This window comes from Sinomonas atrocyanea, from assembly GCF_030812675.1.
Classification (GTDB): Bacteria; Actinomycetota; Actinomycetes; order Actinomycetales; family Micrococcaceae; genus Sinomonas; species Sinomonas atrocyanea_B.
This window is the reverse complement of record NZ_JAUSTE010000014.1, coordinates 25,089-51,276: the sequence shown is the minus strand read 5'-3', so window position 1 is coordinate 51,276 and position 26,188 is coordinate 25,089. Positions and strand designations below refer to the sequence as shown.

Here is a 26,188-nt window from a genome sequence, read left to right as displayed (position 1 = left end):
CACGATTCGCGGGTTCAAGGCGTCGGGGGATCCCGGCGTTCGGGTTGGGCGAGGCCGAGCCGCTGGTTGCGGTCAGCTCTGGGGTTCTGCGGCCTGTTCGGGTTGCAGGAAGCCCTTGGTGGGGCGTCTCCCTTGCCGGTGGACTGCTCCTTCTTCTGCACCCGGCGGGCCCATGCGACGGTGACGATGGGCAGAGCACGGCCGAGACCACGACCGAGGCGGCGACGAGGACCGTGGCATGCTGTGCGGCGGGGGCGTAGACGGGGTTGGCGGCGGCCACGACGGCGGCGGCGAGCCCGGCGATCCCGTCGCCGCCGGTGACTTTGTCGGCCAGGAGCAGCACTGCGCCGCCGACGAAGACGACGAACAGGCCCAGGGCGATGCCGAGCAGTCCTGCGTCGAGGACTGCGGTGAGGTTGATGGTCAGGCCGAGGGCGAGCGCACCGGTCCTCCGCCTCGAGGCCGCGGCCCCGCCCGCCGCGGGCACGGAGGCGCTGAACGCGCAGAACACGTGGGAGAGAGAACGGACCCGTTACTCGGAAGAGGTCCCGGTGGCCTTCATGCGGACATGGGTCCCGCCCGGGCTCTTCCCGCACCTCGCCCAAGGGCTGCTCGAGGACGCCTCCCTGCTGGCCCTCATGCGCGAGCACGGATACCACCCGGCAGGAGGCCCCAGACAGGTCCAGGCCGTAACCGCAGATCCCGGCCTGTCCCAGAAGCTGAACACGAGCCCGCGCTAGCCCTTCTCCTGCTCGAGGGTGTCACCCGCGAGGCGCTCGGCTACGGCCCCGAATGGTTCAACGTCTGGCACGCCCCGAACACCGTCTTCGATGTCGACGCACAGGTGACCTCCCAGCCCGCATCCATCTCCCAAGAGCATCTCCGGCGGCTGCGCACCCTGACTCAGCAACTGGAAACGGAGCTGGCAGCGCTCGACCAGACAGCCCGTTGGCCCCCTCTCGGGCAGATGGGCCCCCGGGGCGATTTTGTGGGGAGGGCCAGCCGCCGGTCCTGTCAGGATGCCTTGACGAGGGCCGTCCGGGCCGTGACCCTGACACTATGGCCAGGTACAGCGGCTGCACCGTCACCCACCGAGCCCTCACCGGACCAGGCCACGCTCCTCCCAAATGACCGATCAGGCGTGGCAGCAGGAGCTGCTGCGCTGCGACCAGGAGATCCAGCAGGAGTGTGACCACACCGAGCTGGAGACGGCCAGTGAGGCCCGCAAGGCCGGTCTCTCGTGGCCTGCCACGCTGCATGGGAGCACTGGCGCGAGCTCGACGAGACGCTCAAGCGCGACTGAGGAACCGCCCATCGCGCGGCGCACCCAGCCTTCCGGGCCGGCTGCCTCCCGGCGGCTAGCTTGGCGACGTCGGACGGCCCTGCGGGCCGGTTCAAGAGGGGGATGGGACATGGACAGCTACAGGCCGCGCAGCGCGGTCGCCGCGATCGTCACCGGGCTCTTCCTGTCCTGGCTCGTGGCGCCGGTGGTCGGGGCATTCGGGTTCCTCATCGCCAGCACCCCGAACCCCAACGCGCTCCAAGTCGCCCTCCCGATCTACTCCCTCGCCGGAGGGTTAGCCTTCATCGGGTTCATCTGCATCCTGGTGGGCATCCTCCGCGCGCTGCGGACCATCGACTTCCTCGGCCGCCGCGAAGCCGCCCGAATGGAGGACGAGGACTACGGCGCCGGCTACGCCGACCGCTGACCCGGGGAAACCGCGACGCCTCAGAGCCTCAGTCCGTGAAGCGCACAGCCTCCACGACGTCCTCAGCGCGCAGCTCGTGCACGCTGGCCTGCCAGGCCAACTATGCCGCCGACGGGGCCGCCGCAGCCCACTTCAAGCGCGCCGAGCACGCCCACGAGCCAACGCCCTCATCACGCCGCACGCGGGCGGGAACGCCTCGGCCTTGGAGGCCCGCATCCGCGGGCTCCCGTCCCGCTACGGCGCGGCCCTCGCCAGAACAGGACCTTCCCTGCGGACCGGGCTTCGTTGCGCCGCCGCTGGAGTCGTGGGCAATCAGCGCGGACCAATGAAGGACAGGTAGGTGTTCCAGCTATGCGTCGAACGTGCTGGTGCTCCTGATGCGGGTCCTCACTCGTGCCAGTTGGTAGCGTTCGAACTGGTTCTGGACCAGCTGAGGATGGCCTTTGGAGGTCGGAACGGATCAATTCAGTGCTGGGCGGTCACTGCGAGGAAGATGCCCGGACCCCACCACGCTGCACCATCGGGGAAGGGGTATTGCGGGAACATGGTGTAGCCAGAACGATGACTTCCAGGACCGGAATAACAGCGCAAGGGCGTCCCAGTCTCCCGAGGCGTACGCTGCCTCTACAACCAGAGAACACCCAAACGAAATGGAGACCGCCCATGCACGCCGTGCTCGAGTACACCTACGCGGACAACTACCTCGAGAGCCGTGAGCAGCACCGCGCAGACCATCTCCGTGCCGGGTGGGAGTCGGCCGAGCGTGGCGAGCTTCTGCTGGGCGGAGCCGTGGGCGAACCGCCCTTCAAAGGGTTGCTGATCTTCACCGGCGAGAACGCGCTGGATGCGGCGAAAGCTTTTGCCTCAGCAGACCCCTACGTCATCAACGGCGTGGTCACGTCGTGGACCGCCAGCCCGTGGACAACCGTCATCGGAGACGAAGCGGCCACACCCTTGCGCCCCTAACGGGTCCCGCGCCTCGCCGCAGGGCATATCGCGCCCAGGGCGGTCCGACCACGGAGGGCGTGTCACAAAGCGCTTTGCTTGGAATACGCCAGAATTCGGTGTTCGGCACTCGTTGTCATTGAGCGAAGAAAAGGTCCACGCACCTACCTTTGGCCGAAAGCAAGGACGGCTGGGCACAGCTACGGGGTCCTGACCGCGCCGGGGGTCAAGGCCGGGGCGGAACCTGGCCAGTCGGGACGGAGCGGCGGAAGGCGACCCCCGAGCGGGCGGCATCGACAGAGCCTTCCACGACGAGAGTCAGCCGGACCGGCCCCTTTCCCGAGCGAAGCGGTCGAAGGCCGCTGCAGGCACTTCCTCGGGCCACGGATGCCCCACCTCAGGAGGGTAGAGGAAGCGGGAGCAGCGACCGGGGCTGTGCAGGGGTGAGAGGTGCTGTGCGGCCGATGGAGCGCAGCCCCCCTTCGGCGTCCCAGGCTCCGAGGACGAACTGCCGGTCCCCAATAACAGCGGCGCAGACGGCGTCGATGTTCTCGCGGCGTTTGACCGTGGACCAGGTTCTCCTCTCCCCTCCCCTGTGGGCCGGGCGAGATCTTTGGCCAACGGTGTGGGCGAGTTCGTCCCACGACCGCCCCAGATGAGGGCTTCTCCGTCGAGCACGCGCCCGAACGGGATCTGAGCGGCGGCTGGGCCCAAGAGTCCAGGGAACCGTGTGCCGAGGCCGCGACCGTGGCGAAGGCAGGTCTCAAGGTATAACGCTCCCGCTCCCCGAACCTAGCTGCCTTGTCCGGGCTCATTGGCCACGTTGCCTTTCCTGCTTCGCACCGATGCCGCCGCCGGCTCTGCATAAAGCACAGGCCCTGCGTCGCGCCAGCGGGTGACGACCAGGCGACATCGCGTTGCGGTGGATCGCGGACCGCAGTGGGCTTGCGCAGTCTGGGCGCCAGTCAGAATTGGGGTTAGCATGATTGACATGAAATCCGGGGCGCCAGCCCGCAGCTATGTGATGACGAAGCGGGCTCAGTCCGCAGCGGCCACCGCCGAGCGCATCCTCGACGCGGCAGCGGGCGAGTTCGAGGACGGCACCCCCATCGTCGGCATCACACTCGAGGCCGTGGCCGCCCGCGCCGGCGTGAGCGTGCAGACCGTCCTGCGCCGCTTCGGCGACAAGGACGGCCTCTTCGCTGCCTCCGCGGAGCGGCAGGCGGCCCGGGTGGCAGCGGAGCGGGACCCGGCCGTGGCGGGCGACCTGGCCGGCGCCGTCGTCAATCTGGCCGGGCACTACGAGCGGGACGGCCGCTTGGCCCTGCGCCTGCTGGCCGAGGAGTCCTCCTCGCCGTTCATGGCAGCGGTCACGGGCGCCGGCCGGGCCTTCCACCGGTCCTGGTGCGAGCGGGTGTTCGCGCCCTTCCTCGACGGGCTGGAGGGTGCCGGCCGCCGGCGCCGCCTGGCCCAGATCGTCGCCGTGTGCGACGTTTACGTCTGGAAGCTGCTCCGGCTGGACGCCGGACTGAGCCCGCAGGCGTATCGCGAGGCGCTCCTCGAGCTCCTCGAGCCCCTCACCCGGAGGCCATGATGTCCCGCATCCTCGCCTACACCTCTCCCGCCATCGGCCACCTCTTCCCCATGGCGCCGCTGCTCCTCGAGCTCAAGCGGCGCGGGCACGAGGTGCATGTGCGCACCCTCGCTGACCAGGTCGACCTCATGCGCGGCCTCGGGCTCGCCGCCGAACCGATCGACGCCCGGATCGAGGCGATCGGCCACCACGACTTCGGCGCCCGGACCACCTTGGAGGCCTTGTCGGCATCCGTTGACGTCTTCGTCCGCCGGGCCGCGGTCGACGGCGGCGACCTCGCCACGGCGGCCGCCTCGATCGGCCCGGACCTGACGATTGTCGATTTCAACTCCTGGGGCGCCCGCGCAGCCGCCCAGGCCCGGGGCTGGCCGTGGGCCGCCTTCTGTCCCTACACCCCGCCGGTCACCTCGAGCGGCACACCTCCGTTCGGTCCAGGGCTCCCTCCCCTCGCCGGTCCAGTGGGATTCCTCCGGGACCGCCTGCTGCGCCCTCTCATCATGGGCCAGCTCGAGAAGCGGTTCCTCCCCGGCATCAACGCAGTCCTCGCCGCCAACGGAGTCCCGACCGTCACGAGCGCCGACCAGTTCTTCCGGTCCGCACCCCTGACCCTGGTCGCGACCTCCGAGCCCTTCGAGTACCCCCATCCCGACTGGGCGCCCGACCTACGCCTTATCGGAGCCCTCCCGTGGGAGCCCCCAGCGGAGGCACCGGAATGGGTCGAGGAGCCGGGTGCCCCCTTCGTCCTCGTCACCACCTCCTCCGAGTACCAGGCCGACGAGGCCCTGGCCCGGGCCGCAGTCGAGGGTCTGGCCGGCGAACCCTACCGGGTCGTCGTGACGATGCCCGCCGGCGTGCCGGACCTCAGGCCGCTGCCGGCCAACGTGCGGGTCGAACGATTCATCCCACACGGGCCAGTCCTCGCCCGCTCGGCCGTGGCAGTGACCCATGGCGGAATGGGCGCCACCCAGAAGGCACTCGCCGCCGGCGTCCCCTGCGTCGTCGTGCCCTTCGGACGCGACCAGCTCGAGGTCGCCGCCCGAGTCAAACACGCCGGCGCGGGGATCCGCGTCCCCAAGGGCAGGCTGACCCCATCGCGGCTGCGCGAGGCCGTGCACCGCGCTGCCGGGATGGCGGAGGGCGCCCGCCGCACCGCCGCAGGCTACCGGGCAGCAGGAGGAGCTGCGGCAGGGGCGCAGGCAGTCGAGGCACTCATCGCCCGGCATCCGCAGCCCAGAACAGCGCTGAAGCGCCCCGACCTCACATGACTCCTCCTTGGCGTGCACAGCACAGGATGCCGCTGATCGGGAATCCGGACCGAATCTCACGAAGGTCCGTATTTCGCTGGCCCTCGGGAGAGCCGTTCCACGAGGTCGGCCAGAGGCTTTGCGGTCCAGCGGGGAGATAAGGCCGGAGTCAGCGTTATGACAGCTGGTGGTTGTCCCGGTCCTCTTCCTCACCTCGCGCCGGATGACGTCCAGCACGGCCTCCGAGAGGACGAGACCCTGTAGTCGGCGAAGTCCTGGCGGACCATGTACTCGGTGGTGAGGTCCGCGTACTTGTCGTACCCAAGGCCCTCGCCCAGCAGATCGGTGATCAGTAGGCGCGTGTCCCCCTTGGCCTGCATGGGGGAAGCAGGCGCGTCCTCACGCGGGTCCTCAGCTACAGCGTCCTCAGCACGGGGTGCCGCCGCGACGGCTTCCTCCCCCGTCACGGCCTCCTCTGCGAGGATTGCGGCGGTGCCGATCGCGGCCTCGGCAGGCTTCCCGGCCCTGGACGGGGCCTGGGTGGGGTCCGCAGCCTCCTCGGCTCGGGACGGGCTCGGCCAGTTCCGGTGGGAGCTGCGAGTACGGGCCCACGACCCCCATTGAGGCCTGGGCGATGATCCACCGGATCGTGGCGGCCCAAGGCTCTACGGCTGGGTGGTCCGCCCCCGGTGCGTCCAGAGTGCTCACCACGGCGAGAACCTCCAGGACCTCGACGGTCGGCACCTCGTGCCCGTTCTCGGCCACCGCATCGGCACGCACCGGACCGCCAGAGCGTGGACCGCGGATCGCTCGAGTGAGACGAGGCCAATTTCGCCCATGAAACAGCGGCCTACCTGGAAGTCATCCAAATAGGCCGCTTGTCTCTTGCGTATAAGGTCCGGTTCTTTCACCTAGACCTGTTCTTCCCAACAGGAGGAACTCAGAACTCCCAGTCCTCGTCCTCCGTGTTGACGGCCTTGCCGATCACGTAGCTCGAACCCGAGCCGGAGAAGAAGTCGTGGTTCTCGTCGGCGTTCGGGGAGAGTGCCGAGAGGATCGCCGGGTTCACGTCCGTGACGGACGACGGGAACATGGCCTCGTAGCCGAGGTTCATGAGCGCCTTGTTGGCGTTGTAGTGGAGGAACTTCTTGACGTCCTCGGCCAGGCCCACCGGGTCGTAGAGGTCGTGCGTGTACTGGACTTCGTTCTCGTACAGCTCGAAGAGCAGCTCGAACGTGTAGTCCTTGATCTCCTGGCGCTTCTCCTCCGAGACCTTCTCGAGGCCCTTCTGGAACTTGTAGCCGATGTAGTAGCCGTGCACGGCCTCGTCGCGGATGATGAGGCGGATGAGGTCGGCCGTGTTCGTCAGCTTGGCGCGCGAGGACCAGTACATGGGCAGGTAGAAGCCGGAGTAGAACAGGAAGCTCTCGAGCAGGGTCGAGGCGACCTTGCGCTTGAGCGGCTCGTCGCCCCGGTAGTAGTCCATGACGATGTGCGCCTTGCGCTGGAGGTTCTCGTTCTCGAGGCTCCAGCGGAACGCGTCGTCGATCTCCTTGGTCGAGCACAGGGTCGAGAAGATCGACGAGTAGCTCTTCGCATGGACCGACTCCATGAACGCGATGTTCGTGTAGACGGCCTCCTCGTGCGGAGTGATGGCGTCCGGGATGAGCGAGACGGCGCCGACGGTGCCCTGGATCGTGTCCAGGAGGGTGAGGCCCGTGAAGACCCGCATCGTGAGCTGCTGCTCCTGCGGCGTCAGGGTCGCCCAGGAGGGCACGTCGTTGGACAGCGGCACCTTCTCGGGAAGCCAGAAGTTGTTGACGAGGCGGTTCCACACCTCGACGTCCTTCTCGTCCTGGATGCGGTTCCAGTTGATCGCCTGGACGTGGTCGAGGAGCTTGAGCTTCTCGGGGGTCATCGCTGGTCCTTTCGAGCGGATCCGAACAGAGGGGGTGCCACCACTAGAGCATGCAGCTGACGCAACCCTCCACCTCCGTGCCCTCGAGCGCGAGCTGGCGGATGCGGATGTAGTAGAGCGTCTTGATCCCCTTGCGCCACGCGTAGATCTGGGCCTTGTTGATGTCCCGCGTCGTCGCCGTGTCCTTGAAGAACAGCGTGAGCGAGAGGCCCTGGTCCACGTGCTGGGTGGCGGCCGCGTAGGTGTCGATGATCTTCTCGTAGCCGATCTCGTACGCGTCCTGGTAGTAGTCGAGGTTCTCGTTCGTCAGGTAGGGGGCCGGGTAGTAGACGCGGCCGATCTTGCCTTCCTTGCGGATCTCGATCTTGGAGGCCACCGGGTGGATCGACGAGGTCGAGTTGTTGATGTAGCTGATCGATCCGGTCGGCGGGACGGCCTGGAGGTTCTGGTTGTAGATGCCGTGCTCCATGACCTCGGCCTTGAGCGCGCGCCAGTCCTCCTGGGTGGGCAGGTGGACCTTGGCGAACAGCTCCTTGACCTTCTCGGTCTGCGGGACCCACTCCTGCTCGGTGTACTTGTCGAAGAACTCCCCCGAGGCGTACTTGGAGTTCTCGAACCCGCCGAACGCCTGCCCGTGCTCCTTGGCGAGCAGGTTCGAGGCCCGCAGCGCGTGGTACAGCACGGTGTAGAAGTAGATGTTCGTGAAGTCCAGGCCCTCCTCGGAGCCGTAGTGCACCCGCTCGCGGGCGAGGTAGCCGTGCAGGTTCATCTGCCCGAGACCGATCGCGTGCGACTTCGAGTTGCCCTCGGCGACCGAGGGGACGGACTGGATGTAGCTCATGTCGGACACGGCCGAGAGGGCACGGATCGCCGTCTCGATGGAGCGGCCGAAGTCCTCGGAGTCCATCGTCTTGGCGATGTTCATCGAGCCGAGGTTGCAGGAGATGTCCTTGCCCACCGCGGCGTACGTGAGGTCCTCGTTGTACTCGCTCGGCGTGGACACCTGCAGGATCTCCGAGCAGAGGTTGCTCATGGTGACCTTGCCGGCGATCGGGTTGGCCCGGTTCACCGTGTCCTCGAACATGATGTACGGGTAGCCCGACTCGAACTGGATCTCGGCGAGGGTCTGGAAGAACTCGCGGGCGTTGATCTTGGTCTTCTTGATCCGCGCGTCGTCGACCATCTCGTAGTACTTCTCCGTCACGGAGATGTCCGAGAACGGCTTGCCGTACACACGCTGGACGTCGTACGGCGAGAAGAGGTACATGTCCTCGTTCTTCTTCGCCAGCTCGAACGTGATGTCCGGGATCACGACGCCGAGGGACAGGGTCTTGATGCGGATCTTCTCATCCGCGTTCTCCCGCTTGGTGTCCAGGAACCGGTAGATGTCCGGGTGGTGCGCGTGCAGGTACACCGCGCCGGCGCCCTGGCGTGCCCCGAGCTGGTTGGCGTAGGAGAAGGAGTCCTCGAGCAGCTTCATGACCGGGATGACGCCGGAGGACTGGTTCTCGATCTGCTTGATCGGCGCCCCATGCTCGCGGATGTTGGTCAGCGAGAGGGCCACGCCGCCGCCGCGCTTGGAGAGCTGGAGGGCGGAGTTGATGCCGCGGGCGATCGACTCCATGTTGTCCTCGATGCGCAGCAGGAAGCAGGAGACGAGCTCGCCTCGCTGCTTCTTGCCCGCGTTGAGGAACGTCGGGGTTGCCGGCTGGAAGCGCCCGGCGATGATCTCGTCGACGAGCTGGGTCGCGAGCTGCTCATCGCCGCGGGCGAGGTGGAGCGCCACCATGCACACGCGGTCCTCGTAGCGCTCGAGGTAGCGCTTGCCGTCGAACGTCTTGAGCGTGTAGGAGGTGTAGAACTTGAACGCACCGAGGAAGGTCTCGAAGCGGAACTTCTTCTTGTACGCGCGGCCGAACAGCTCGCGCACGAAGTTCATCGTGTACTGGTCGAGGGTCTCGCGCTCGTAGTAGTCCTTCTTGATGAGGTACTCGAGCTTCTCGTCCAGGTCGTGGAAGAAGACCGTGTTGGTGTTGACGTGGTCCAGGAAGTACTGGCGCGCCGCGTAGCGGTCGGCCTCGAACTGGATCCTGCCGTCCTCGCCGTACAGGTTCAGCATCGCGTTGAGCTCGTGGTAGCCCAGGCCCTTGTAGCTGGCGGGCAGCTCCTTGGGATCTGCCGTCACGGCGACTGCTGGCTCTTCGAGAGTCGTGTCCAAAATGCGTCCAATCCTTCGGTGACCCGGGCCACGTCGTCGGGCGTGCCCATGAGTTCGAATCGGTAGAGGTGGGGGACGTGGCACTTGGCGGCGACGATGTCTCCCGCCGCACAGTAGTTGTCCCCGAAGTTCGTGTTGCCGGCACTGATGACGCCCCGGATGAGCGACCTGTTGTGCGGGTCGTTGAGGAATCTGATGACCTGCTTGGGCACGGATCCCGCTCCCCCGGTCCCCCCGTACGTCGGGACCACGAGCACAAAGGGCGCCGTGGCCCTGAGGGCCGCATCACCCTGGTGAAGGGGGATCCGCGCGGCCTCCAGGCCGAGCTTGTCGATGAACCGGCGAGTGTTGCCCGAGACAGAGGAGAAGTAGATGAGTCGCGCCGACGTGGGGCGGGATCCGGCATCCGAACCCGTGGCCCCGGCGTCGGCCGCGGCGAGGACCTGGGAGGTCATCTCAGCGCGCTCCCTCGTTGGGACGGTGGAGTCGGGGCACGCCCGACGCCGTGGGTCAGGCCACCGAGGCTGCCGAGCTGCCCTCGGCGATCGCCGCGATCTTGTCCGGGCGGAAGCCGGACCAGTGGTCGGCGTCCGTGACGACGACGGGCGCCTGCATGTACCCCATGGCCTTGAGGCGCTCGAGGGCCTCCGGGTCCTGGGTGACATCGACGCTCTGGTAGGCGATGCCCTTCTTGTCGAGGGCACGGTAGGTCGCGTTGCACTGCACGCAGGCCGGCTTCGTGTAGACCGTGACGTTCATGAATCCTTACCCCATTCTCCAAAGCTTCCCCAGCCGAGGCGTTCGCCGCTGCCGCACCGACGGCCGCCCTGACAGCCCTGTGATCCAGTCCTGCGCACCTCGGTGCCCTCGATACTACATGTAGTGCACCCTGCTGCCGAGGACCCCAAGATGTTGTCTTACAAGTATGTCATTCCTCACCCCGTGAGTCCACAGCCGACCCACATTTAATGCACCGCCGGATGCCCGTATTCCCGCCCTTCAGGGCCCTGCGTCCACAGGCTGTGGATGCCCGGTTCCCACACCCGAGCCCGGGGGCGTGTCGCCCATCCCACGGCGTGTCGCGGTGTGTCGTAGGCTGGGCGGGTCGCGGCCGGAAGGAGACGACGTGGTCAACCCTGTGCACCTGACGACCCTCATCGAAGTGGTCCGCCTCGGCTCGTTCGCCTCGGCCGCCGCCCAGCTGGGGTACACGCCGTCGGCCGTGTCGCAGCAGATGGCCGCGCTCGAGCGCGAGACCGGCGTCGAGCTCTTCCGGCGCACGCCGCGCAGCATCGTCCCGACCGAGGCCGCCCTCGTGATGATCCGCCACGCCGAGAAGGTCCTCACGGACATCGACGCGCTCAAGGCGGCGACGGCCCGCGCCGCGGACGCGGCCGGGCGGGAGCTCCGGCTCGGCATCTTCCCGAGCCTCGCGACCTACGTGCTGCCCCGCGTCCTCAGCGGCGAGCGGTGGCGCCGGCTCGGACTCGACCTGCACGTGTCCGTGGCCGAGCCCGGGGACACCATCCGCAGGCTCGCCTCGGGCGGCGGGCTCGATGTGGTCCTCGTCTACCAGGTGGGCCAGAGCGGCCTCGCCTGGCCGCACACCGCGGAGCGACTCTGGATCGGCGACGACCCCTTCCACGTGGTCCTGCCGCAGTCCTGGGGCATCGCCGACGGCGCCCGGGTCACCGCGGACCAGCTGGGCGGGATGCCGTGGATCGTCCACCACCCGGGCACGTCCGACGCGACCGTGATCGACCGGCTCTTCGCCGGCTGCGGCCTCGCCCCGCGGGTGGTGGCCTACAGCGACGACTTCAACGCGAGCCTCGGGCTGGCCTCGGCGGGGCTGGGCGCGGCCCTGGTGCCCGAGCTCGCGCTCCAGGCCACCCCCGAGGGGGTGGTGCTCGTCGACGTGCCGGAGATCCGGCTCGCACGGAACATCTTCGCCCTCCGACCGCACGCCGCCGCGGACTCCGCCACCCGGCTCTTCCTCGACCTCGTGGCCGAGCAGCTCGCGGCGCTGCCCGTCCGCGCCGCGCGGGCCGGGCGCGGACCGGCGGACCGGTAGCGTGTCCGCCATGGCCCGCGCGTTCATCGGCACCTCCGGCTGGCGGTACGCCAGCTGGCGCGGCGACTTCTACCCGAAGGGCCTGCGGCAGGCGGACGAGCTCGCCTACCTCGCCGGCCGGCTCACCTCAGCCGAGCTCAACGGCTCGTTCTACTCCCTCCAGCGGCCCTCCTCCTACGAGGCGTGGAAGGCCGCCGTCCCGGAGGGGTTCGTGTTCGCGGTCAAGGGCAGCCGCTACATCACCCACATGCTCCAGCTGCGCGGCGCCGAGACCGCGCTCGCAAACTTCCTCGCCTCCGGCGTCCTCGCCCTCGGCGACACCCTCGGCCCGGTCCTCTGGCAGCTCCCGGCGAGGATGGCGTTCGACGCAGAGCGGCTGGCCGAGTTCTTCGACCTCCTACCGCGCACCACGGCGGACGCGGCGGCCCTCGCCGCGCGCCACGACGCCAAGGTCCCCGACGACAGGGCCCTCGTCGAGGCTGCCGCGGACGGCCCCATCCTGCACGCCGTCGAGCCCCGCCACGAGAGCTTCGCCGGCGCCGAGGCGCGGGAGCTCTTCGCGCGGGAGGGCATCTGCATGGTCGCCTCCGACAGCGCCGGGACGTGGCCGGAGGTCGACGCGGACACCTCCGGGATCCGGTACGCCCGGCTGCACGGCGAGAGCCGCCTCTACGGGGGCGGCTACTCGGAGGCCTCGCTGGACCGGTGGGCCGGGCGCGTGCGGGACTGGCTCGCCGCCGGCCGCGACGCCTACGTCTACTTCGACAACGACGCCGACGGACGGGCCCCGCACGACGCGGCGGCGCTGCTCGCGCGGCTCGCCTAGGGACGCTGGCCTGCCGCGCCGGTGCGGGCTTATCGTTCTGTCATGGAGACGGCAGTGAGCCAGCACTTCGGTGAGATCGCCCTCGCGCCCAGCGCCGGGAGGGCTGTGGCCGGCAGGTTCACCCTCGACGGCGTCCCCGTCGAGCTCGACCTCAACATCACCGCCCAGGACCGGCTGGACGAGGCGGCGCTGCACAAGGTCGACTACCGCCTCCGCTTCCTCCCCGAGCTCGTCGAGTCCGTCCGGGAGCTCATCAGCCAGCAGCTCGAGGACGAGGACAGCGCCGCGGAGCAGTACCGGCGGTTCCACTGCCAGAACGTGGACGACGGCGAGGTCCGGTCCGTCTTCGGCGTGGACCGTGCCCGGGACATCACGGACGAGGTGTTCCTCAAGGCCCTCCGGGTCGCCCATGTGGGCATCTACCCGGCCCAGCCTGAGCGGTACTTCGTGCTCGACTTCACCCTCGGCGAGCACTTCACGGACGAGGTGCTCGTGGCCGCGGCGGACGCCGACGGCGTGGTCGACGACGAGGTGCTCTGGGACTGAGTCCCGCCGGACACGGCTGCGGGGCCCCCGGCGCGCCGGGGGCCCCGCAGCGTGTCACCGCACTCAGACGGCCGAGGACACGTCCGCGAGCGCGGCCCGGGCCACCTTCGCCGCCGTCACGAGGTTCCGCAGCGAGGCCTCGGTCTCCTCGTAGCCGCGCGTCTTGAGCCCGCAGTCCGGGTTGACCCACAGCTGCCGGGCGGGGACGTGCTCGACGGCCCGGGCCAGCAGCTCCTCGATCTCCTCCTGGCCGGGTACGCGGGGCGAGTGGATGTCGTAGACGCCCGGGCCCACGCCGCGCCCGAATCCGTGCGCCTCGAGGTCGGTGACGACCTCCATGCGGGAGCGGGCGGCCTCGATCGAGGTCACGTCGGCGTCGAGGCCGTCGATCGCGTCGATGATCACGCCGAACTCCGAGTAGCACAGGTGCGTGTGGACCTGGGTCGCGTCGCCGGCCCCGCCCGTGGCGAGCCGGAAGGCCTTGACGGACCAGTCCAGGTACGCGGGGCGGTCGGCGGCGCGCAGGGGCAGGAGCTCCCGGAGGGCCGGCTCGTCGACCTGGATGATGCGGATGCCGGCGTCCTCGAGGTCGGCGATCTCGTCGCGGAGGGCGAGGGCCACCTGGTTGGCGGTCTCCGCGAGCGGCTGGTCGTCGCGCACGAATGACCACGCGAGGATCGTGACGGGGCCCGTGAGCATGCCCTTGACGGGCTTGTCGGTCAGGGACTGGGCGTAGGCGGCCCACGGGACGGTGATGGGCGCGGCGCTCTCCGCGTCGCCCCAGAGGATCGACGGGCCGGCCTGCCGGGAGACGTCGCCCCACAGGATGGAGGGGCGCGTGCAGCGGGAGCCGTAGGACTGCACCCAGCCGTGGACCGTCACGTCGAACCCGTCGAGGTGCTCTGCGAAGTACTGGACCATGTCGTTGCGCTCGGGCTCGCCGTGGACGAGCACGTCGAAGCCGAGCTCCTCCTGCAGGGCGATGACCCGGGCGATCTCGTCCTTCATGAGCCGCTCGTACTCGGCCTCGTCGATCGCGCCCTTTGTCAGGCGGGCGCGCGCGCTGCGGACCTCGGCGGTCTGCGGGAAGGAGCCGATGGTCGTGGTGGGCAGCGGGGGCAGCTCGAGCACGGCCTCCTGGGCCTGGGCGCGGACGCCGTACCCGGAGCGGGAGAAGTCCTCGGCCGTGAGGGCCGCGGTGCGCTCGCGGACCTCGGGCCGGCGCACACCCGGCGCCTCGGCGCGGGTGGCGAGGATCCGCGAGGACTCCGCCAGGGCCGCGTCCTGGGAGCCCGGAGCGGCGAGGTGGCCGGCGAGTGTCACGACCTCGCGCACCTTCTGGTCGGCGAAGGCCAGCCAGCTGCGCAGCTGCGGGTCGAGCTGGGTCTCCTCCTCGGCGTCGTGCGGGACGTGGAAGGTCGAGGTGGACGTCGCGACGGCGACCTCGAAGCCGTGGCGCGCGCCGGCCTCGCGGAGGGCGTCGAGCGTGGCGGCGGAGGCTGCGAGGTCGTTGCGCCAGATGTTGTGGCCGTCCACGACCCCGGCCACGACGGTCTTGCCGGCGAACTGCCCGAGGTTCGCGGGCAGCTGGCCCTTGAACAGGTCCAGCGCCACGGCCTCGACGCCCGTCGCGGCCACGGCGGCGGCCTGTTCGCCGAGGCCTCCGTACGGGGCGGAGAGGAGGATCGCCGGGCGCCCGGACCCGGCGGCCGGCGCCGTGAGGGCGGCGTAGGCGCGCCCGACGGCGGCGCTCACCTCGGCGGGCGAGGTGCCGCCGGGGAGGTCGAGGTCGGCCGCCAGGGCAGGCTCGTCGAGCTGGACCCACGGCGCGCCTGCGGCGGCGAGCTTCTCGAGGAGCTCGGCGTAGACCGGGAGGATGTCCTCGAGGCGGGACAGCGGCGCGAAGCCGGCCGGCGCGCCGTCGGACGCCTTCGACAGCCCGAGGAAGGTGACGGGCCCGACGAGGTAGGGCCGGGTGACGGTCCCGTGCGCCAGGGCGAGCGAGAACTCCTCGACGATGCGCTCCGAGGAGAGCGAGAACTCGGTCTCGGGGCCGATCTCGGGCACGAGGTAGTGGTAGTTGGTGTCGAACCACTTGGTCATCTCCAGCGGCTGCTGCTCGGCGGTGCCGCGGGCGAGCGTGAAGTAGGCGTCGAGGCCGAGGCGGCCGTCGCCGTCGTGCAGCGTCCCGAAGCGCGCCGGGACCGCGCCGAGGGCGACGAGCGTGTCGAGGACCTGGTCGTAGAAGGAGAAGGTGCCGGGGACGGCGGCGGTGCCGGTCAGGCCGAGCTCGGCGAGGCGGTCCACGGTGGCGAGCCGGAGCGCCTCGGCCGAGGCCTCGAGCTCTGCCAGGGAGCTGGCGCCGGCCCAGTAGGCCTCGACGGCCTTCTTGAGCTCGCGGCGGCGGCCGATGCGCGGGTAGCCGAGGACGGTGGCAGACGGGAACTGGGCAGGGGTGTGCTGGGCAGTCATGGTGGAGTCCTTGGTGGTGGAGAGGTCAGGGGGTCAGACGGCGGCCCGGTGGCGGGCCGCGAGCAGCGGCCGGCGGGGCCGCGGGAGGTCGAGCCGGGCGAGGACGTCCAGCGCCGCGCCGTGCTCGTTGAAGGTGTAGAGGTGCAGGCCCGGGGCGCCGGCGGCGAGCGCGGCCTCGGCCAGGCGGACGCTGGCCTCGGTGCCGATCCTGCGGACCGCCGCCGCATCGCCGCCGGCGGCACGGAGCCTGTCGACGAGCGCGGGGTCGGGGGCGACGCCGGAGAGCTGGGCGAGCTTCTCGACGCGGCGCAGGCTCGTGAAGGGCATGATCCCCGGGATGATGGGGATCGTCACCCCCGCGCGCCGTGCACGGTGCACGAGCGAGGCGTACTGCTCGGCGCGGAAGAAGACCTGCGTGATGGCGAAGTCCGCCCCCGAGCGCTGCTTGGCCAGGAGCACCTCGATGTCGTGGACCTCGCTGGGCGATTCCGGGTGGCGCGTGGGATACGCCGCCACGCCGATCGCGACCTTGCCGGCCGCGAACTGGGCGCACCGGCGGCCCTCGGCCCGTCGGATCAGCTCGATGAGGTCCTGGGCGTGGCGCAGCGCGCCGCGTGGAAGGGCGCCGTCCCGCGGGGCGTCCCCCCGCAGGGCGAGGATCCCGCGCACGCCTCGGTCCAGGAGCTCGTTGACGACGCCGGTGAGCTCCTCGGGCGTCCCGCCGACGCAGGTGAGGTGGGCCAGCGGGCGCAGCGTGGTCTCGAGCTGGAGGCGGTCCACGAGGTCCAGGGCGGTGTCGTGGTTGGACCCGCTTGCCCCGTACGTCACGGAGACATAGTCGGGATCGGTGGCCTCGAGCTCGCGGATGGTGGTCCACAGGCTCTGCGAGGCCGCCGGGCTGCGCGGTGGGAACAGCTCGTAGGAGAGGGCGATGGGCGCCGGTGCTGCGGCGCCGGGTACGTCGATGAGGGTCGGTGGTGACATCTGCATCCTTGGGTGTCCGGTCTGCACTGGCGCGCCGGGGCACGGCGCATCGCCAGGGCAGGGTTCTTCAGGGATCGCAGGGAAGGTCCGCTCCTAGAGCGCCGCCGCGGCTGGCGCTGTACGACCAGGACTGGTCCCTGCGGCAAATGTCAGGCCCACACGGGGGCACCCACATCCCCGCTGAGGGGGATCGCTGACACGTTGCACGAGCAACTTGCCTACGAGCCTAGAAAGGCAGGCACGGCTCCATCAAGCCCCCGCCGGAATGTGTCCTGCAGTGACGGAATGTGACTGCTACCAGGGCCTGTCGACCGGGGCCGACGGCGGGCTGTCGAGGTAGTCGTTGCGCTGCTGCCCGTCCGAGCGCTGCTGCTGGCCGGCCTGCGACTTGCGCTCGAGGTTCCGCAGCCGCTGGTCCTCGGGCGTCTGGCCCTGCCCGGGCGACGGCGCCGCCGAGGGCGCGGGCGCCTGGCCCTGCGGGCCGGGGGTGCCCTGCTGCCCGGGCTGGTCCTGCTGGCGGGGGGGTCCGGCCGGCTGGCCAGAGGGGCCAGGGGCGCCCTGCTTGCCCTGCAGCCGCTCCTTGGCCTCGCCGAGCCTCTGGCCCTGCTGCTGCTGGTTCTGCGGGCTGTTCTGCTGGAAGCAGCCCTGCGGGGCGGCCTCGGCCACTGCCTCCCCGTCGCGGTAGAGCATCCCCGCCTTCGCGGTGTCGCCCGCGTCCCGTGCCGCGTCCCCGAGCTTCTCGATGGTCAGCACCAGGTTGACCCGCACCGTGCACTCGTCGTCGGGACCCGTCCGGCGCAGCGCCTCCTCGAACTCCGCGCGGGCCCGCGTCCAGTCCCCCGCGACGACGGCGGCGTCGCCGGCGGCGAAGTGGGACTTGTGCGTCTCGACGACGTCGAGGAACCCCATGCCCGCCGCGCCTGAGGCGACGCCGGCGGCGTCCTTGCCGTCGAAGGCCACGATGGCCTCCTGGGCGTAGGCGTTCATGCCCAGCAGCTTGGCGGCCGCCAGGAGGGCGACCAGGACGAACGGCAGGCCGCCCAGGAGCAGCCGGGACCGGCGCTGCAGCCGTGCAGCGCGCCGGTCTGGGCTCTCCTCGGCGGGACCCGGTCGGCTCCGGGGGCGCCGTCCCAGCAGCGCCGTCATCCCGGCCTCCGCACCGGCAGGACCTCCAGCAGCGCACGGCCCGACCGGACGACCTCGGCCAGGGTGAGGCCGAACGCCGCCAGGGCGAAGATCCAGTAGAGCTCGAATCGGCCGAACAGCCCCGACTCGGCGGTGGGCCTCAGGGTCCCGGGCTGCGCCTGGACGAGGGCCGCATCCACGGCGTCCCCGGGACCGCGGTGCACGTAGGGGACCCCGAGCTGGCCCGCGAGCCCGCGCAGGGCGTCCTCGTCGATCCGGCTGACGGCGTCCGCGCCGGTGGTCGGGTCGAGCAGGTACGGCTGCTCGCCCTGCGCATCCGGCGCGTTCTCCCGCATCCGGCCGCCGGAGGCCGTGCCGTACCCGAGCACCGCTCCCCCGCTGACGAGACCGCGGTCGATCCCCATCGGGGCCGGCGCGCCCGCGCTCGTCTGCTCTCCGTCGCCGAGGTAGAACACCACACGCTGGCGCTCCGGGGCGTCGTGGGCCGATGCCTCGAGTCGCTGCCGCAGGGCGTCGGCGCCCGCGGTGATGCTCGAGCCCTGCGAGTACACGTAGTAGGCGGGGCGCATGGTCTCGGCGGTCGTCTCGAGGGCGGAGGTGTCCGCGCTGAGGGGCATCCTGACGCTGCCCCTGGTGTCGAACGTGATGACGGCGAACTTGGCCCCTGCGAGGCGCTCGGCGATGGCAGCCATGTCCGCGCGCATGCCCTCGAGGCGGGGCCTGCCGCCGTAGTCCTCCGCGGCGGAGCTCGTGGTGAGGTCGACGACGAAGAAGACGTTCACATCGCTCGCGGCGCCCTGCGCCTCGGCGCCGGGAATGCCCGGCCGCCACACGGCCGCGACGAGGAACACGGCCAGCAGGCACCGGAGGATCCACGGCACGCGCGGCCGGCCCGCGGCCAGGGCGCGCCAGGCGGCCCAGCCCACGGCGCCGAGGACGAGGATGCTGGCCGCGAGGGCGGCCCACCAGGGGATCACGGGCAGGACCGTCATGTCCGCGCCCTCCACAGGCCCAGGGCGAGCACCAGGCCCGCGGCGAGGGCGATGCCCAGCGGCACCTCCGGCTTGTCTGCGACCAGTCCGCGGGCCGCGGCCTTCGTGGCGGTCGCCTCGCTCGCCTGGATCTGGGCGATGATGCTGCGTGCGGCGGTGGTGCTCCGCAGCGGGAAGTAGGTTCCGCCGGTGGACTCGGCCGCGGTGCGCAGGCCGAGGGTCTCCTGGGTGGGGGTGGTGCTTCCGAAGTCGGCGGGGTTGAGGGCGTAGACCTTGACCTGGCTCGAGGTCGCGAGGTCGGCCGCCTGCTGCAAGGTGAAGATCGGCCGTCCGGCGAGGTAGTTGTCCGTCGAGAGGATGACCGAGCGGGAGCGCTTCTCGGTGCCGAGGCGCGGGAAGTTCATCACGCACGCAGCCAGGCCGTCGCCGATCAGGGACGTGCCGCGCCCCTCGGAGGTGCCCTCGAAGAAGGACGGGTCGCCCCCGCGCTGGTCGAAGGCGGTCTGGGCCCGGCCCAGCTGCTCCTCGATGTAGGAGTAGTCGTCGGTGAGGGGGAAGACCTGGACGCCGCTGCCGTCGAAGATCGTCATGCCGATCCGCTCGCCGTGGAAGTCCCGGACCATGGAGGCGAAGACGTCCACGATCGCCGAGTCGGCCCGGCTCATCGACCCCGAGGTGTCCAGGCACAGGATGATGTCGCGGCTGCGCTGCTCGGGCCGCTGGGAGGAGGCGAGGATCGGCCGGGCGGCCGCGACGAGGAGCGCCCCCGCGAGGACGAGGGCGGCGCCGACGACGACCGCGAGCCAGATCCGCTGCCTCCGCACGAGCCGCCGGTAGCTCGGCAGGGCGGCGAGCCGGTCGCCGTGGGCGACCGGAACGGCGTCGTCCGTGCCCTTCCGCCTCCACAGCACCACGGCTGCGGCGCCGAGGAGGGCCAGCACCCCCGGCACCAGGAGCCATGCATAGTTCAGATCCACGAGCCCACCACCGTCCGGGCGGCGCCGAGGGCGGCCTCGGCATCCGGCTCCCCCGGGGCGGAGAACTCGCCCGGGTAGAAGCGCTCGACGGCGGCGGCCACCGCCGGGACCGGCTGCCGGCGCAGTTCCTCGAGGGTCATGCGGGAGGCCCCGACGCCGGTGGCCTCCTGCACGAATCCGCGGACGATCCGCGAGAGCTCCTGGGCGGCGGTGCGGGAGCCGATCTCCCCGGCCTCGAGCAGTTCGGCGATCTCCTCGATCCTGCCGAGGTACACGCGGCGGAGGCCCGGCGAGGCGTGGAAGCGCGGGATGGACGCGTCCGCCACGGGCCGGGGCGGCCGGGTGCTGACCACGGCGTAGCCGACCCAGCCGACCGCGGCGGCCGCGAGCGCCAGGCCCAGGAAGAGCCAGAAGCCCGAGTAGGCGAGGGGTCCGTAGAACGGGGTGTCAGCGGGCACGGCGGTGCCTCTCCAGGAGCCGGAAGATGCCCGGGAGGACCTCGTCGACGGAGCCGAGGCGTCCCTCGACGATGCCGAGGCGGTTCAGGATCCGCTCCCGGCGCTCGGTGCGCTCGGCCATGAGGCGCCCGTACTCGCGGACCACCTCCTCCTCGGCGGCGAGCCGGCCGAGGAGGAGCGCGCCGCCGTCGACGTCGTAGCTCCGCCGTGGTGCGGCGGCGCCGACGAGTTCGGCGTCCAGGACGGTGATCCAGAGGATCTCGTGCTGGACGGCGAGGCGAGCCAGGAGCGCCTCGTCCTCGTCGTCCAGGACTGCTTCGTCGGCGACGACGACGAGGAGGCCCCGGCGCCGGACGGTGCGGGCGACGTGGGCGAGCTGGGCCGTGAGGTCGCTGCGGGACGCGGAGGTGCCGGCGGAGGACTGGAGCCGGCGCAGGATCTGCTCGAGGTGGGCCTGGCCCGTGCGGGGCGGGTGGGCCGCGGTGGCCGAGGAGTCCCCCGCGACGAGGGCCAGCTGGTCCCCGTGGCGGTACGCGAGGTAGCCCATGACGCCGAGGGCCATGAGCATGATCTCGCGCTTGGGCTCCCCGCTGCGGGACACCGCCGCCATGCCCCGCCCGGTGTCCGCCACGAGGACGACCGTCTGCTTGCGGACGGCCGCGTACCTCCGCACGAGGGGCGCTCCGACGCGGGCGGACGCCTTCCAGTCGATGTCGCGGATCTCGTCGCCGGGCGCGTAGGCACGCAGGTCGTCGAAGTCGAGGCTGCGGCCGCGGAACACCGCACCGTATTCGCCGTCGAGCATCGTCCGCGCCCGGCGGTGGGCGAAGATGAACATCTTCGAGGCGACCTTCGCCACGAGGCTGGTCCGCATTGGGGGCGCCCTAGGGTGTCTGCACGGCGGCGACGAGGGCGTCGATGACGGTCTCCACGAGCACGTGGTCCGCGGCGGCCTCGAAGCCGAGGATGACCCGGTGGCGCAGCACCCGGTGCGCGAGCGACTTGACGTCCTCGGGGACCACGTAGTCGCGCCCGGACAGGAGGGCCGCCGCCCGCGCCGCGGCGGCGAAGGCGATCGAGGCGCGGGGGCTCGCGCCGAACTCGATGTAGCCCGCCAGACGCGGGTCGATGTACTGGTCTGCGTGCCTGGTCACGTACGTCAGCCCCACGATGTAGCGCACGATGGCGGGGTCGAGGTACACCCGGCGCGCGGCGGCCTGGAGCTCCGCCACCTCGCTGAGGTCCGCTGCTGGCCCGGTCGAGGCGTCAGCGGCGTAGACGCCCCGGTCGATCCGGTGGAGGACTTCGGCCTCCTCCTCGGGCGTCGGGTAGTCGAGCACGTCCTTGAGCATGAACCGGTCCATCTGCGCCTCGGGGAGCTGGTAGGTGCCCTCCTGCTCGATGGGGTTCTGGGTGGCGAGCACGAGGAAGGGCTCCGGGAGCCGGTGGACCTCGCCGCCGATGCTGGTCTGGCGTTCCTGCATCGCCTCGAGCATGGCGCTCTGCGTCTTCGCGCTCGACCGGTTGATCTCGTCGAGGAGCACGATGTTGGCGTGCACGGGGCCGAGCTGGGTGGTGAAGCTCGCGTCGCGTGCGTCGTAGACCTGCGTGCCCACGATGTCGCTCGGCAGGAGGTCGGGGGTGCACTGGATGCGCCGGAAGGAGCCCCGGATCGAGTCCGCGAGCGTCGAGGCTGCGGTCGTCTTGGCGAGCCCGGGAACCGATTCGAGCAGCACGTGGCCGCCGGTGAGGAGGCCGATCAGCAGGGTCTGCCGCAGGCGGTCCTGGCCGACCACCTTCGCCTCGAACTGGCGGGAGACGGCGGCGATGACCCGCGCCGCCTCTCCGAGCTCGCCGGCGCTCAGCGGCGGTGCCGGCGGCACCCCGTCGACGTGCTGGAGCATGGCGTCCCCCTCCTGTGCCCGCACCGCCTGGGCGCCTGCGCCGGCGGCTTGGTGCCCATGCTACCCGCCGAGCAGGAGCCGCTCTGCCCTCGGCGCGAGCGCACGCTCCAGCACGAGGCACGCGGCCCCCACGGCGCCGACGTCCTCGCCCAGCCCGGTCCCGGCGATCTCGACCCGGTAGATCCCCCGGGCCGCCAGGAGGCCGTTGACCATGTCGGGCAGCACCTCGAGGCAGAAATCGGCCACCGGTGCCCAGAAGGGCCCGCCGAAGACCATCCGGTCGACGTCGAGGAGGTTGCCGACGACGGCGGCGGCCCACGCGAGTTTCCGCGCGGCCGCGCTCAGGATCGTGACGGCGTGCTCGTCGCCCCTGCCGGCGAGGCCGCTCAGGTGCGCGAAGGCCTCCTGGAAGTCCCCGGCCGTGGGCTCGTCGCCGAGCGGGAGGAGCACCCCTGCCTCGATGGCCTCGCCGACGAGCCGCACCGGCTCGAGCACGGTGGCGATCGTCCCGCGCATCCCGCACCCGTCGAAGCACTCCGGGCCGTCCGGGTCCACGATGATGTGCCCGATCTCGCCGGCGTTGCCCGAGCTGCCCCGGTAGACCTCGCCGCCGAGGACGAGGCCGCAGCCGAGCCCGGTGCCCAGGTAGAAGAAGGCGAAGCTGTCCGCCCCGCCGGGTGCCCCGGTCCAGGTCTCCGCGACGGCGGCGCCGGTGACGTCCTTGTCCATGATGGCCGGCAGGCCGGTGGCCTCCTGGACCATCGCCTGCAGCGGGACGTCGACCCAGCCGCGCAGCAGCGGCGGACCGACCACGGCGCCGCGGTCCAGGTCGATCGGCCCGGGTGCTGCCACGCCGACGCCGGCCACGAGCTCGCGGGCGATGCCGGAGCGCTCGAGGAGCCCCTCGACAGACCGGGCGATCGCGGCGACGACCTCGTCCGGCTCGTGGCTGCGGGGGGTCACGAACATCTCCTTCTCCACGATCCGGCCCACGAGATCGAGGAGCACGACGGTGACCAGGCTCGGATCGAGGTGCACCCCGAGGGCGTACATGCCCTGCGGGTTGAGCCTGAGGATCGTGCGCGGCTTGCCCGGCCCGGAGCCCTCCTTCCCGGCCTCGACGATGAGCTTCTGGTCCAGGAGGCGGCGCGAGATGTTGGAGATGGTCTGCGGCGACAGCCCGACGATCTGGGCTAGCTCGACCCGGCTGAGGCCGGACTCGGACCGGCGGATGGCATCGAGGATCACGGTGAGGTTGAAGTCGCCCATGCGGGGCAAATTGGTCCCACGTCGGGCGGCTGACTGGCGGGTCTCCGTCACTGGGTCCTCTCGGCAGAATCACGGACGAGCTACTTCGGAGTACGTTACCGTGGAGGCCATTGTCCCACCGCCGAACCGAGGATCATGCATGCCGGCGACTTCCGTACCAGAGCAGGAAGTCCCTGTCACCGCAGATCTGGTGGCCGGGCTCCTGGCAGACCAGCATCCTGACCTCGCCGACCTGGCGCTGCGGCCGGCCGCCGTCGGCTGGGACAACCTCGTCTTCCGCCTCGGCGGCGACCTGTGCGTGCGCCTCCCGCGGCGGACGCTCGCCGCCCCCCTGCTGCTCAAGGAGCTCGAGGTCGTCCCGGCTGCGGCGGCCCGGCTCGCGGCGGCCGGCGTCGACATCGGGCTGCCGCTGCCCGTGCGCCGTGGCCGTCCGGGACGCGGCTACCCGTGGGACTGGAGCGTGTGCCTCTGGGCGGACGGCCTCCCCGCGCTCGCGGTCCCGGCCCGTCTGCGGGGGGCCGCCGCCGCCCGGCTGGCGTCCTTTCTCGTGGCGCTGCACGCTCCCGCGTCCGCGGGGGCGCCGGCGAACCCGTTCCGCGACGGCGGACTCGACTCGATCGACGCCGCCGTGCGCGGGCGCCTCGCGCGCGCGGCCGCTCGGGCGGATGCGAACGCCCTCGCGCGGCTCTGGAACGGGTTCAGGAGTGCCGCTGCGCACCAGGGCCCGCGCCGGTGGGTGCACGGGGACCTGCACCCCGGCAACGTGCTCCTCGGCGCGGACGGCCGGCTCAGCGCGGTGATCGACTTCGGCGACGCATGCGCCGGCGACCCGGCCGTGGACCTCGCGTGCGCGTGGCAGCTCTTCGGCTTCCGGGACCGGGCTGCCTTCAGGGCGCGGCTGGGTGCCGCCTACGACCACGCCTGCTGGCTGAGGGCGGCCGGCTGGGCCCTGCACTTCGGCCTCATCGCGGCGGTGACGGAAGGCAGCGATCCTGCCGTCGCGGCCAGCGGGGAGGACACGCTCGCCGAACTCCTCGGAGACTTCGCGGTGAACGGGCCGGCCGCCGGCGGCTAGGCCCGTGCCACGTCCTGCACGACCTCGTTGCGGCGCAGGAAGAAGGGCTTGAACGGTGGGTCGAACCGGGCGAACCGGGGCGCCCCCGAGGGCTCGAGGCCGGCCGCGGCCATGGCCTCCCGCAGCTCCCTGGCGTGCCGGGCGAACGCCGCCCCGGACCCGCGCCCGGAGAAGCGCAGCGCGGCGGCCGTGGAGGCCGGCACCGACCGGATCCGCACCCGCGGATCGGCGGGCACCGGCGCCGACTCCTCCGTGATGCCGGCGGGGAGCACGAACGCGACCACGTAGGCGCCCTCCTCTGGGGCACCCCGGCCGGCGGCACCGGCGTCGAGCGGTCCGCTCTGGAGCACGGGGGCCGTCATGGCCACCTTCTGGGACGGCAGGCGGCCTGGACCGGCCTCCTGCACCACGGGCGCGGTGATGGCCAGGGGCTGCCGGGCCGTGTTGCTGCCGCTGATGTAGTTGAAGAGGCGGCGGAAGGCGGCGTTGCCCGCCCTGTCGAAGGATGCGCTCACCTCGACCTCCGCCACGGTGTGGGCGGGGTAGCGACGCAGCTCGAAGTCCGCGTAGCGGCGGAGGAGCTCGTAGGGCTGCTGTTCGGTCATGGCCCCTCCGACGGTACGCCGGGAGCCGGAGGACGAGAAGGGCCTTCCGGGCGGGAGTCCGCGCCGGGGGCGTCCCGGGCGGCGGCGCGGCGCACGGAGCGTGTCACGGTGAACTTCCGGTTGCGCCCGGCCACCTCCGTCCTGCCCACCGCCCGCTGCAGCGCGGCCCGGTAGCCCAGGTGGCTGTTGGCCACGCACCACAGCTCGCCGCCGGGCTTCAGGAGCCGGCCGGCTGCGGCGATGAGCTTGAGCCCCGCCCCGGCGTGGACGCTCGCACCAAGGTGGAAGGGCGGGTTGAGGAGCACGACGTCGGCGCACGCCTCCGGCAGGTCTTCCCCGGCGTCGTCGTGCTCGACGGCGACGCGGCCGGTTACCCCGTTCGCCTCCACGGTGGCGCGCGCCGAGCGGACCGCCGCGGCGGAGCGGTCGGTGGCCACGACCCGCGCGCCGGGGTGCCGGAGGGCGTAGGCGGCCGCGAGGGCGCCGGTGCCGCAGCCGAGGTCCACGGCAGTGGTCGCGGGGCCGCCGGGGATCCGGTCGAGGAACCCGAGCAGGAAGCGGGTGCCGAGGTCGAGGCGCGCACCGGCGAACGCGCCGCCGTACGCGCACAAGGTCAGGCCGACGTCGCCGTGCGCTGCGCATACCGGGAAGGGCGCCAGCTCGGGGACGGGGCGCGGCCCGGCGGCGGTCAGGAGCCGGGACTTGTGCACCGCGAGCTCCGCCGCCACCTCGGTGAAGCGGGCGGCGAGGACGCCGTTCATGGCCAGCGTCATGTGCTTCACGCGGCCGCCGGCGGCCAGCACGACGTCGTCGGCCGCCCAGCGGGCCACCGCGTCGGCCAGCTCCTCGAGCTCCGCGAGGCCCCTCGGCAGCTGGGCGAGGACGAGCCGGGCGCCCGTGAGCAGGCCGGCGTCCAGCTCGTGCTCCTCGTAGCTGCCCGCCAGCCCGAGCGCCACGGCGTTGCCCGCGAGCGCGGCCCGGCCGGTCACGAGGTCCTGGTGGACCCGGACGCCGGCGTACCCGGCGGCGGCGAGCTGGAGCGTGATAGCGCCGTAGGCGTCGCCGATGACGGCGATCTCCCGCCCGGCGAGTCCGCGCGCCCCCGCCTGCTCGAGGCCGCGGGCGCCGAGGAGCCTGTCGGTGGCGTCGAAGGCCTGCAGGTTGGGGGCTTCGACGTCGGGGCGCCGGCGCAGGTCCTCGAAGGGGAAGGCGGTCCTGTGGGGGTCGTGCACCTG

The 26,188-nt window shown here is 71.4% G+C and carries 25 protein-coding genes and 1 pseudogene; 9 read left to right on the top strand and 17 right to left on the bottom strand.

Annotated features, from left to right (window positions below; all coding sequences use genetic code 11):
• Positions 1–247: 247 nt before the first annotated feature.
• Positions 248–487 (bottom strand): annotated as a pseudogene (locus tag J2W20_RS16820) (2-keto-3-deoxygluconate permease); the annotation flags it as partial.
• Between J2W20_RS16820 and J2W20_RS16815 the strand changes: the two are divergent.
• From J2W20_RS16815 to J2W20_RS16795, 5 genes are all read left to right on the top strand, one after another.
• A complete protein-coding gene (locus J2W20_RS16815) occupies positions 420–740 on the top strand; it encodes a UTRA domain-containing protein (RefSeq protein ID WP_307008031.1) in 321 nt (106 codons plus the stop codon). The pseudogene J2W20_RS16820 and the gene J2W20_RS16815 sit on opposite strands and share 68 nt — an antisense overlap.
• 672 nt (positions 741–1,412) lie before the next feature.
• Positions 1,413–1,709 carry a hypothetical protein gene (locus J2W20_RS16810; protein WP_307008029.1) on the top strand — a complete coding sequence of 99 codons (297 nt, stop codon included), beginning with the start codon at positions 1,413–1,415 and terminating at the stop codon, positions 1,707–1,709.
• A gap of 663 nt (positions 1,710–2,372) precedes the next feature.
• A complete protein-coding gene (locus tag J2W20_RS16805; RefSeq protein ID WP_307008028.1) occupies positions 2,373–2,675 on the top strand; it encodes a YciI-like protein in 303 nt (100 codons plus the stop codon).
• 970 nt (positions 2,676–3,645) lie between these two features.
• A complete protein-coding gene (locus J2W20_RS16800) occupies positions 3,646–4,248 on the top strand; it encodes a TetR/AcrR family transcriptional regulator (protein WP_307008026.1) in 603 nt (200 codons plus the stop codon).
• The gene (locus J2W20_RS16795; protein WP_307008025.1) at positions 4,245–5,513 is read left to right on the top strand and encodes a glycosyltransferase; all 1,269 of its coding nucleotides are present in this window, start codon (positions 4,245–4,247) and stop codon (positions 5,511–5,513) included. The genes J2W20_RS16800 and J2W20_RS16795 overlap by 4 nt, the downstream gene beginning before the upstream one ends.
• Before the next feature lie 188 nt (positions 5,514–5,701).
• On the opposite strand, the gene J2W20_RS16790 is transcribed toward J2W20_RS16795, so the two are convergent.
• The 5 genes from J2W20_RS16790 to nrdH form a co-directional block, all read right to left on the bottom strand.
• Entirely contained in the window at positions 5,702–5,872 is a 171-nt protein-coding gene (locus J2W20_RS16790) for a hypothetical protein (protein WP_307008023.1), read from the bottom strand.
• A gap of 560 nt (positions 5,873–6,432) precedes the next feature.
• Positions 6,433–7,410: a class 1b ribonucleoside-diphosphate reductase subunit beta gene (gene nrdF / locus J2W20_RS16785; RefSeq protein WP_307008021.1), complete on the bottom strand. Its 978-nt coding sequence runs from the start codon at positions 7,408–7,410 to the stop codon at positions 6,433–6,435.
• A 43-nt stretch (positions 7,411–7,453) separates the two neighbouring features.
• The gene (gene nrdE, locus J2W20_RS16780; RefSeq protein ID WP_307008089.1) at positions 7,454–9,574 is read right to left on the bottom strand and encodes a class 1b ribonucleoside-diphosphate reductase subunit alpha; all 2,121 of its coding nucleotides are present in this window, start codon (positions 9,572–9,574) and stop codon (positions 7,454–7,456) included.
• Between the two features lie 17 nt (positions 9,575–9,591).
• Positions 9,592–10,083, bottom strand: a complete 492-nt coding sequence (nrdI, locus tag J2W20_RS16775; RefSeq protein ID WP_307008020.1) for a class Ib ribonucleoside-diphosphate reductase assembly flavoprotein NrdI — start codon at positions 10,081–10,083, stop codon at positions 9,592–9,594.
• Between the two features lie 55 nt (positions 10,084–10,138).
• The gene (nrdH, locus tag J2W20_RS16770; protein WP_307008019.1) at positions 10,139–10,387 is read right to left on the bottom strand and encodes a glutaredoxin-like protein NrdH; all 249 of its coding nucleotides are present in this window, start codon (positions 10,385–10,387) and stop codon (positions 10,139–10,141) included.
• A gap of 367 nt (positions 10,388–10,754) precedes the next feature.
• On the opposite strand from nrdH, the gene J2W20_RS16765 reads away from it, so the two are divergent.
• The 3 genes from J2W20_RS16765 to J2W20_RS16755 are packed head-to-tail and all read left to right on the top strand — an operon-like array spanning position 10,755 to position 13,071.
• Positions 10,755–11,699, top strand: a complete 945-nt coding sequence (locus tag J2W20_RS16765) for a LysR family transcriptional regulator (RefSeq protein WP_307008018.1) — start codon at positions 10,755–10,757, stop codon at positions 11,697–11,699.
• Positions 11,700–11,709: 10 nt separating this feature from the next.
• The gene (locus tag J2W20_RS16760) at positions 11,710–12,525 is read left to right on the top strand and encodes a DUF72 domain-containing protein (RefSeq protein ID WP_307008017.1); all 816 of its coding nucleotides are present in this window, start codon (positions 11,710–11,712) and stop codon (positions 12,523–12,525) included.
• Between the two features lie 42 nt (positions 12,526–12,567).
• The gene (locus J2W20_RS16755; RefSeq protein ID WP_307008016.1) at positions 12,568–13,071 is read left to right on the top strand and encodes a DUF2004 domain-containing protein; all 504 of its coding nucleotides are present in this window, start codon (positions 12,568–12,570) and stop codon (positions 13,069–13,071) included.
• A 63-nt stretch (positions 13,072–13,134) separates the two neighbouring features.
• Here J2W20_RS16755 and metE read toward each other — a convergent pair whose 3' ends face one another.
• From metE to J2W20_RS16710, 9 genes are all read right to left on the bottom strand, one after another.
• Positions 13,135–15,543 carry a 5-methyltetrahydropteroyltriglutamate--homocysteine S-methyltransferase gene (metE, locus tag J2W20_RS16750; protein WP_307008015.1) on the bottom strand — a complete coding sequence of 803 codons (2,409 nt, stop codon included), beginning with the start codon at positions 15,541–15,543 and terminating at the stop codon, positions 13,135–13,137.
• A gap of 33 nt (positions 15,544–15,576) precedes the next feature.
• A complete protein-coding gene (locus J2W20_RS16745; RefSeq protein WP_307008014.1) occupies positions 15,577–16,527 on the bottom strand; it encodes a methylenetetrahydrofolate reductase in 951 nt (316 codons plus the stop codon).
• Between the two features lie 294 nt (positions 16,528–16,821).
• Positions 16,822–17,673, bottom strand: coding sequence for a hypothetical protein (locus J2W20_RS16740; protein ID WP_307008012.1), 852 nt, complete (start codon positions 17,671–17,673; stop codon positions 16,822–16,824).
• Positions 17,670–18,665 (bottom strand): VWA domain-containing protein, encoded by a 996-nt coding sequence (locus tag J2W20_RS16735; protein WP_307008010.1) that lies wholly within the window; start codon positions 18,663–18,665, stop codon positions 17,670–17,672. Before J2W20_RS16735 ends, J2W20_RS16740 begins: the two co-directional genes overlap by 4 nt.
• Positions 18,662–19,642, bottom strand: coding sequence for a vWA domain-containing protein (locus J2W20_RS16730; protein ID WP_307008009.1), 981 nt, complete (start codon positions 19,640–19,642; stop codon positions 18,662–18,664). Before J2W20_RS16730 ends, J2W20_RS16735 begins: the two co-directional genes overlap by 4 nt.
• Positions 19,633–20,100, bottom strand: coding sequence for a hypothetical protein (locus J2W20_RS16725; RefSeq protein WP_307008007.1), 468 nt, complete (start codon positions 20,098–20,100; stop codon positions 19,633–19,635). The genes J2W20_RS16730 and J2W20_RS16725 overlap by 10 nt, the downstream gene beginning before the upstream one ends.
• On the bottom strand, positions 20,090–20,974 hold the full coding sequence (locus J2W20_RS16720; RefSeq protein WP_307008005.1) for a DUF58 domain-containing protein: 885 nt from the start codon (positions 20,972–20,974) through the stop codon (positions 20,090–20,092). The genes J2W20_RS16725 and J2W20_RS16720 overlap by 11 nt, the downstream gene beginning before the upstream one ends.
• 10 nt (positions 20,975–20,984) lie before the next feature.
• Positions 20,985–22,004 (bottom strand): AAA family ATPase, encoded by a 1,020-nt coding sequence (locus J2W20_RS16715; RefSeq protein ID WP_307008003.1) that lies wholly within the window; start codon positions 22,002–22,004, stop codon positions 20,985–20,987.
• 60 nt (positions 22,005–22,064) lie between these two features.
• Entirely contained in the window at positions 22,065–23,273 is a 1,209-nt protein-coding gene (locus J2W20_RS16710) for an ROK family transcriptional regulator (RefSeq protein ID WP_307008001.1), read from the bottom strand.
• Positions 23,274–23,412: 139 nt separating this feature from the next.
• Here J2W20_RS16710 and J2W20_RS16705 point away from each other — a divergent pair, with 139 nt between their 5' ends.
• Positions 23,413–24,348 carry a phosphotransferase gene (locus J2W20_RS16705; protein ID WP_307007998.1) on the top strand — a complete coding sequence of 312 codons (936 nt, stop codon included), beginning with the start codon at positions 23,413–23,415 and terminating at the stop codon, positions 24,346–24,348.
• On the opposite strand, the gene J2W20_RS16700 is transcribed toward J2W20_RS16705, so the two are convergent.
• Both J2W20_RS16700 and J2W20_RS16695 read right to left on the bottom strand, forming a co-directional pair.
• Positions 24,345–24,953 carry an SOUL family heme-binding protein gene (locus J2W20_RS16700; RefSeq protein ID WP_307007997.1) on the bottom strand — a complete coding sequence of 203 codons (609 nt, stop codon included), beginning with the start codon at positions 24,951–24,953 and terminating at the stop codon, positions 24,345–24,347. The two genes, J2W20_RS16705 and J2W20_RS16700, sit on opposite strands and share 4 nt — an antisense overlap.
• Entirely contained in the window at positions 24,950–26,185 is a 1,236-nt protein-coding gene (locus J2W20_RS16695; protein WP_307007996.1) for a class I SAM-dependent methyltransferase, read from the bottom strand. Before J2W20_RS16695 ends, J2W20_RS16700 begins: the two co-directional genes overlap by 4 nt.
• Between the last annotated feature and the right edge of the window lie 3 nt (positions 26,186–26,188).

Coding starts and splice junctions, on each gene's coding strand:
- J2W20_RS16815 (WP_307008031.1), top strand. CDS start 420: ATGGTCAGGCCGAGGGCGAGCGCACCGGTCCTCCGCCTCGAGGCCGCG.
- J2W20_RS16810 (WP_307008029.1), top strand. CDS start 1,413: ATGGACAGCTACAGGCCGCGCAGCGCGGTCGCCGCGATCGTCACCGGG.
- J2W20_RS16805 (WP_307008028.1), top strand. CDS start 2,373: ATGCACGCCGTGCTCGAGTACACCTACGCGGACAACTACCTCGAGAGC.
- J2W20_RS16800 (WP_307008026.1), top strand. CDS start 3,646: ATGAAATCCGGGGCGCCAGCCCGCAGCTATGTGATGACGAAGCGGGCT.
- J2W20_RS16795 (WP_307008025.1), top strand. CDS start 4,245: ATGATGTCCCGCATCCTCGCCTACACCTCTCCCGCCATCGGCCACCTC.
- J2W20_RS16790 (WP_307008023.1), bottom strand. CDS start 5,872: ATGCAGGCCAAGGGGGACACGCGCCTACTGATCACCGATCTGCTGGGC.
- nrdF (WP_307008021.1), bottom strand. CDS start 7,410: ATGACCCCCGAGAAGCTCAAGCTCCTCGACCACGTCCAGGCGATCAAC.
- nrdI (WP_307008020.1), bottom strand. CDS start 10,083: ATGACCTCCCAGGTCCTCGCCGCGGCCGACGCCGGGGCCACGGGTTCG.
- nrdH (WP_307008019.1), bottom strand. CDS start 10,387: ATGAACGTCACGGTCTACACGAAGCCGGCCTGCGTGCAGTGCAACGCG.
- J2W20_RS16760 (WP_307008017.1), top strand. CDS start 11,710: ATGGCCCGCGCGTTCATCGGCACCTCCGGCTGGCGGTACGCCAGCTGG.
- J2W20_RS16755 (WP_307008016.1), top strand. CDS start 12,568: ATGGAGACGGCAGTGAGCCAGCACTTCGGTGAGATCGCCCTCGCGCCC.
- metE (WP_307008015.1), bottom strand. CDS start 15,543: ATGACTGCCCAGCACACCCCTGCCCAGTTCCCGTCTGCCACCGTCCTC.
- J2W20_RS16745 (WP_307008014.1), bottom strand. CDS start 16,527: ATGTCACCACCGACCCTCATCGACGTACCCGGCGCCGCAGCACCGGCG.
- J2W20_RS16740 (WP_307008012.1), bottom strand. CDS start 17,673: ATGACGGCGCTGCTGGGACGGCGCCCCCGGAGCCGACCGGGTCCCGCC.
- J2W20_RS16735 (WP_307008010.1), bottom strand. CDS start 18,665: ATGACGGTCCTGCCCGTGATCCCCTGGTGGGCCGCCCTCGCGGCCAGC.
- J2W20_RS16720 (WP_307008005.1), bottom strand. CDS start 20,974: ATGCGGACCAGCCTCGTGGCGAAGGTCGCCTCGAAGATGTTCATCTTC.
- J2W20_RS16715 (WP_307008003.1), bottom strand. CDS start 22,004: ATGCTCCAGCACGTCGACGGGGTGCCGCCGGCACCGCCGCTGAGCGCC.
- J2W20_RS16710 (WP_307008001.1), bottom strand. CDS start 23,273: ATGGGCGACTTCAACCTCACCGTGATCCTCGATGCCATCCGCCGGTCC.
- J2W20_RS16705 (WP_307007998.1), top strand. CDS start 23,413: ATGCCGGCGACTTCCGTACCAGAGCAGGAAGTCCCTGTCACCGCAGAT.
- J2W20_RS16700 (WP_307007997.1), bottom strand. CDS start 24,953: ATGACCGAACAGCAGCCCTACGAGCTCCTCCGCCGCTACGCGGACTTC.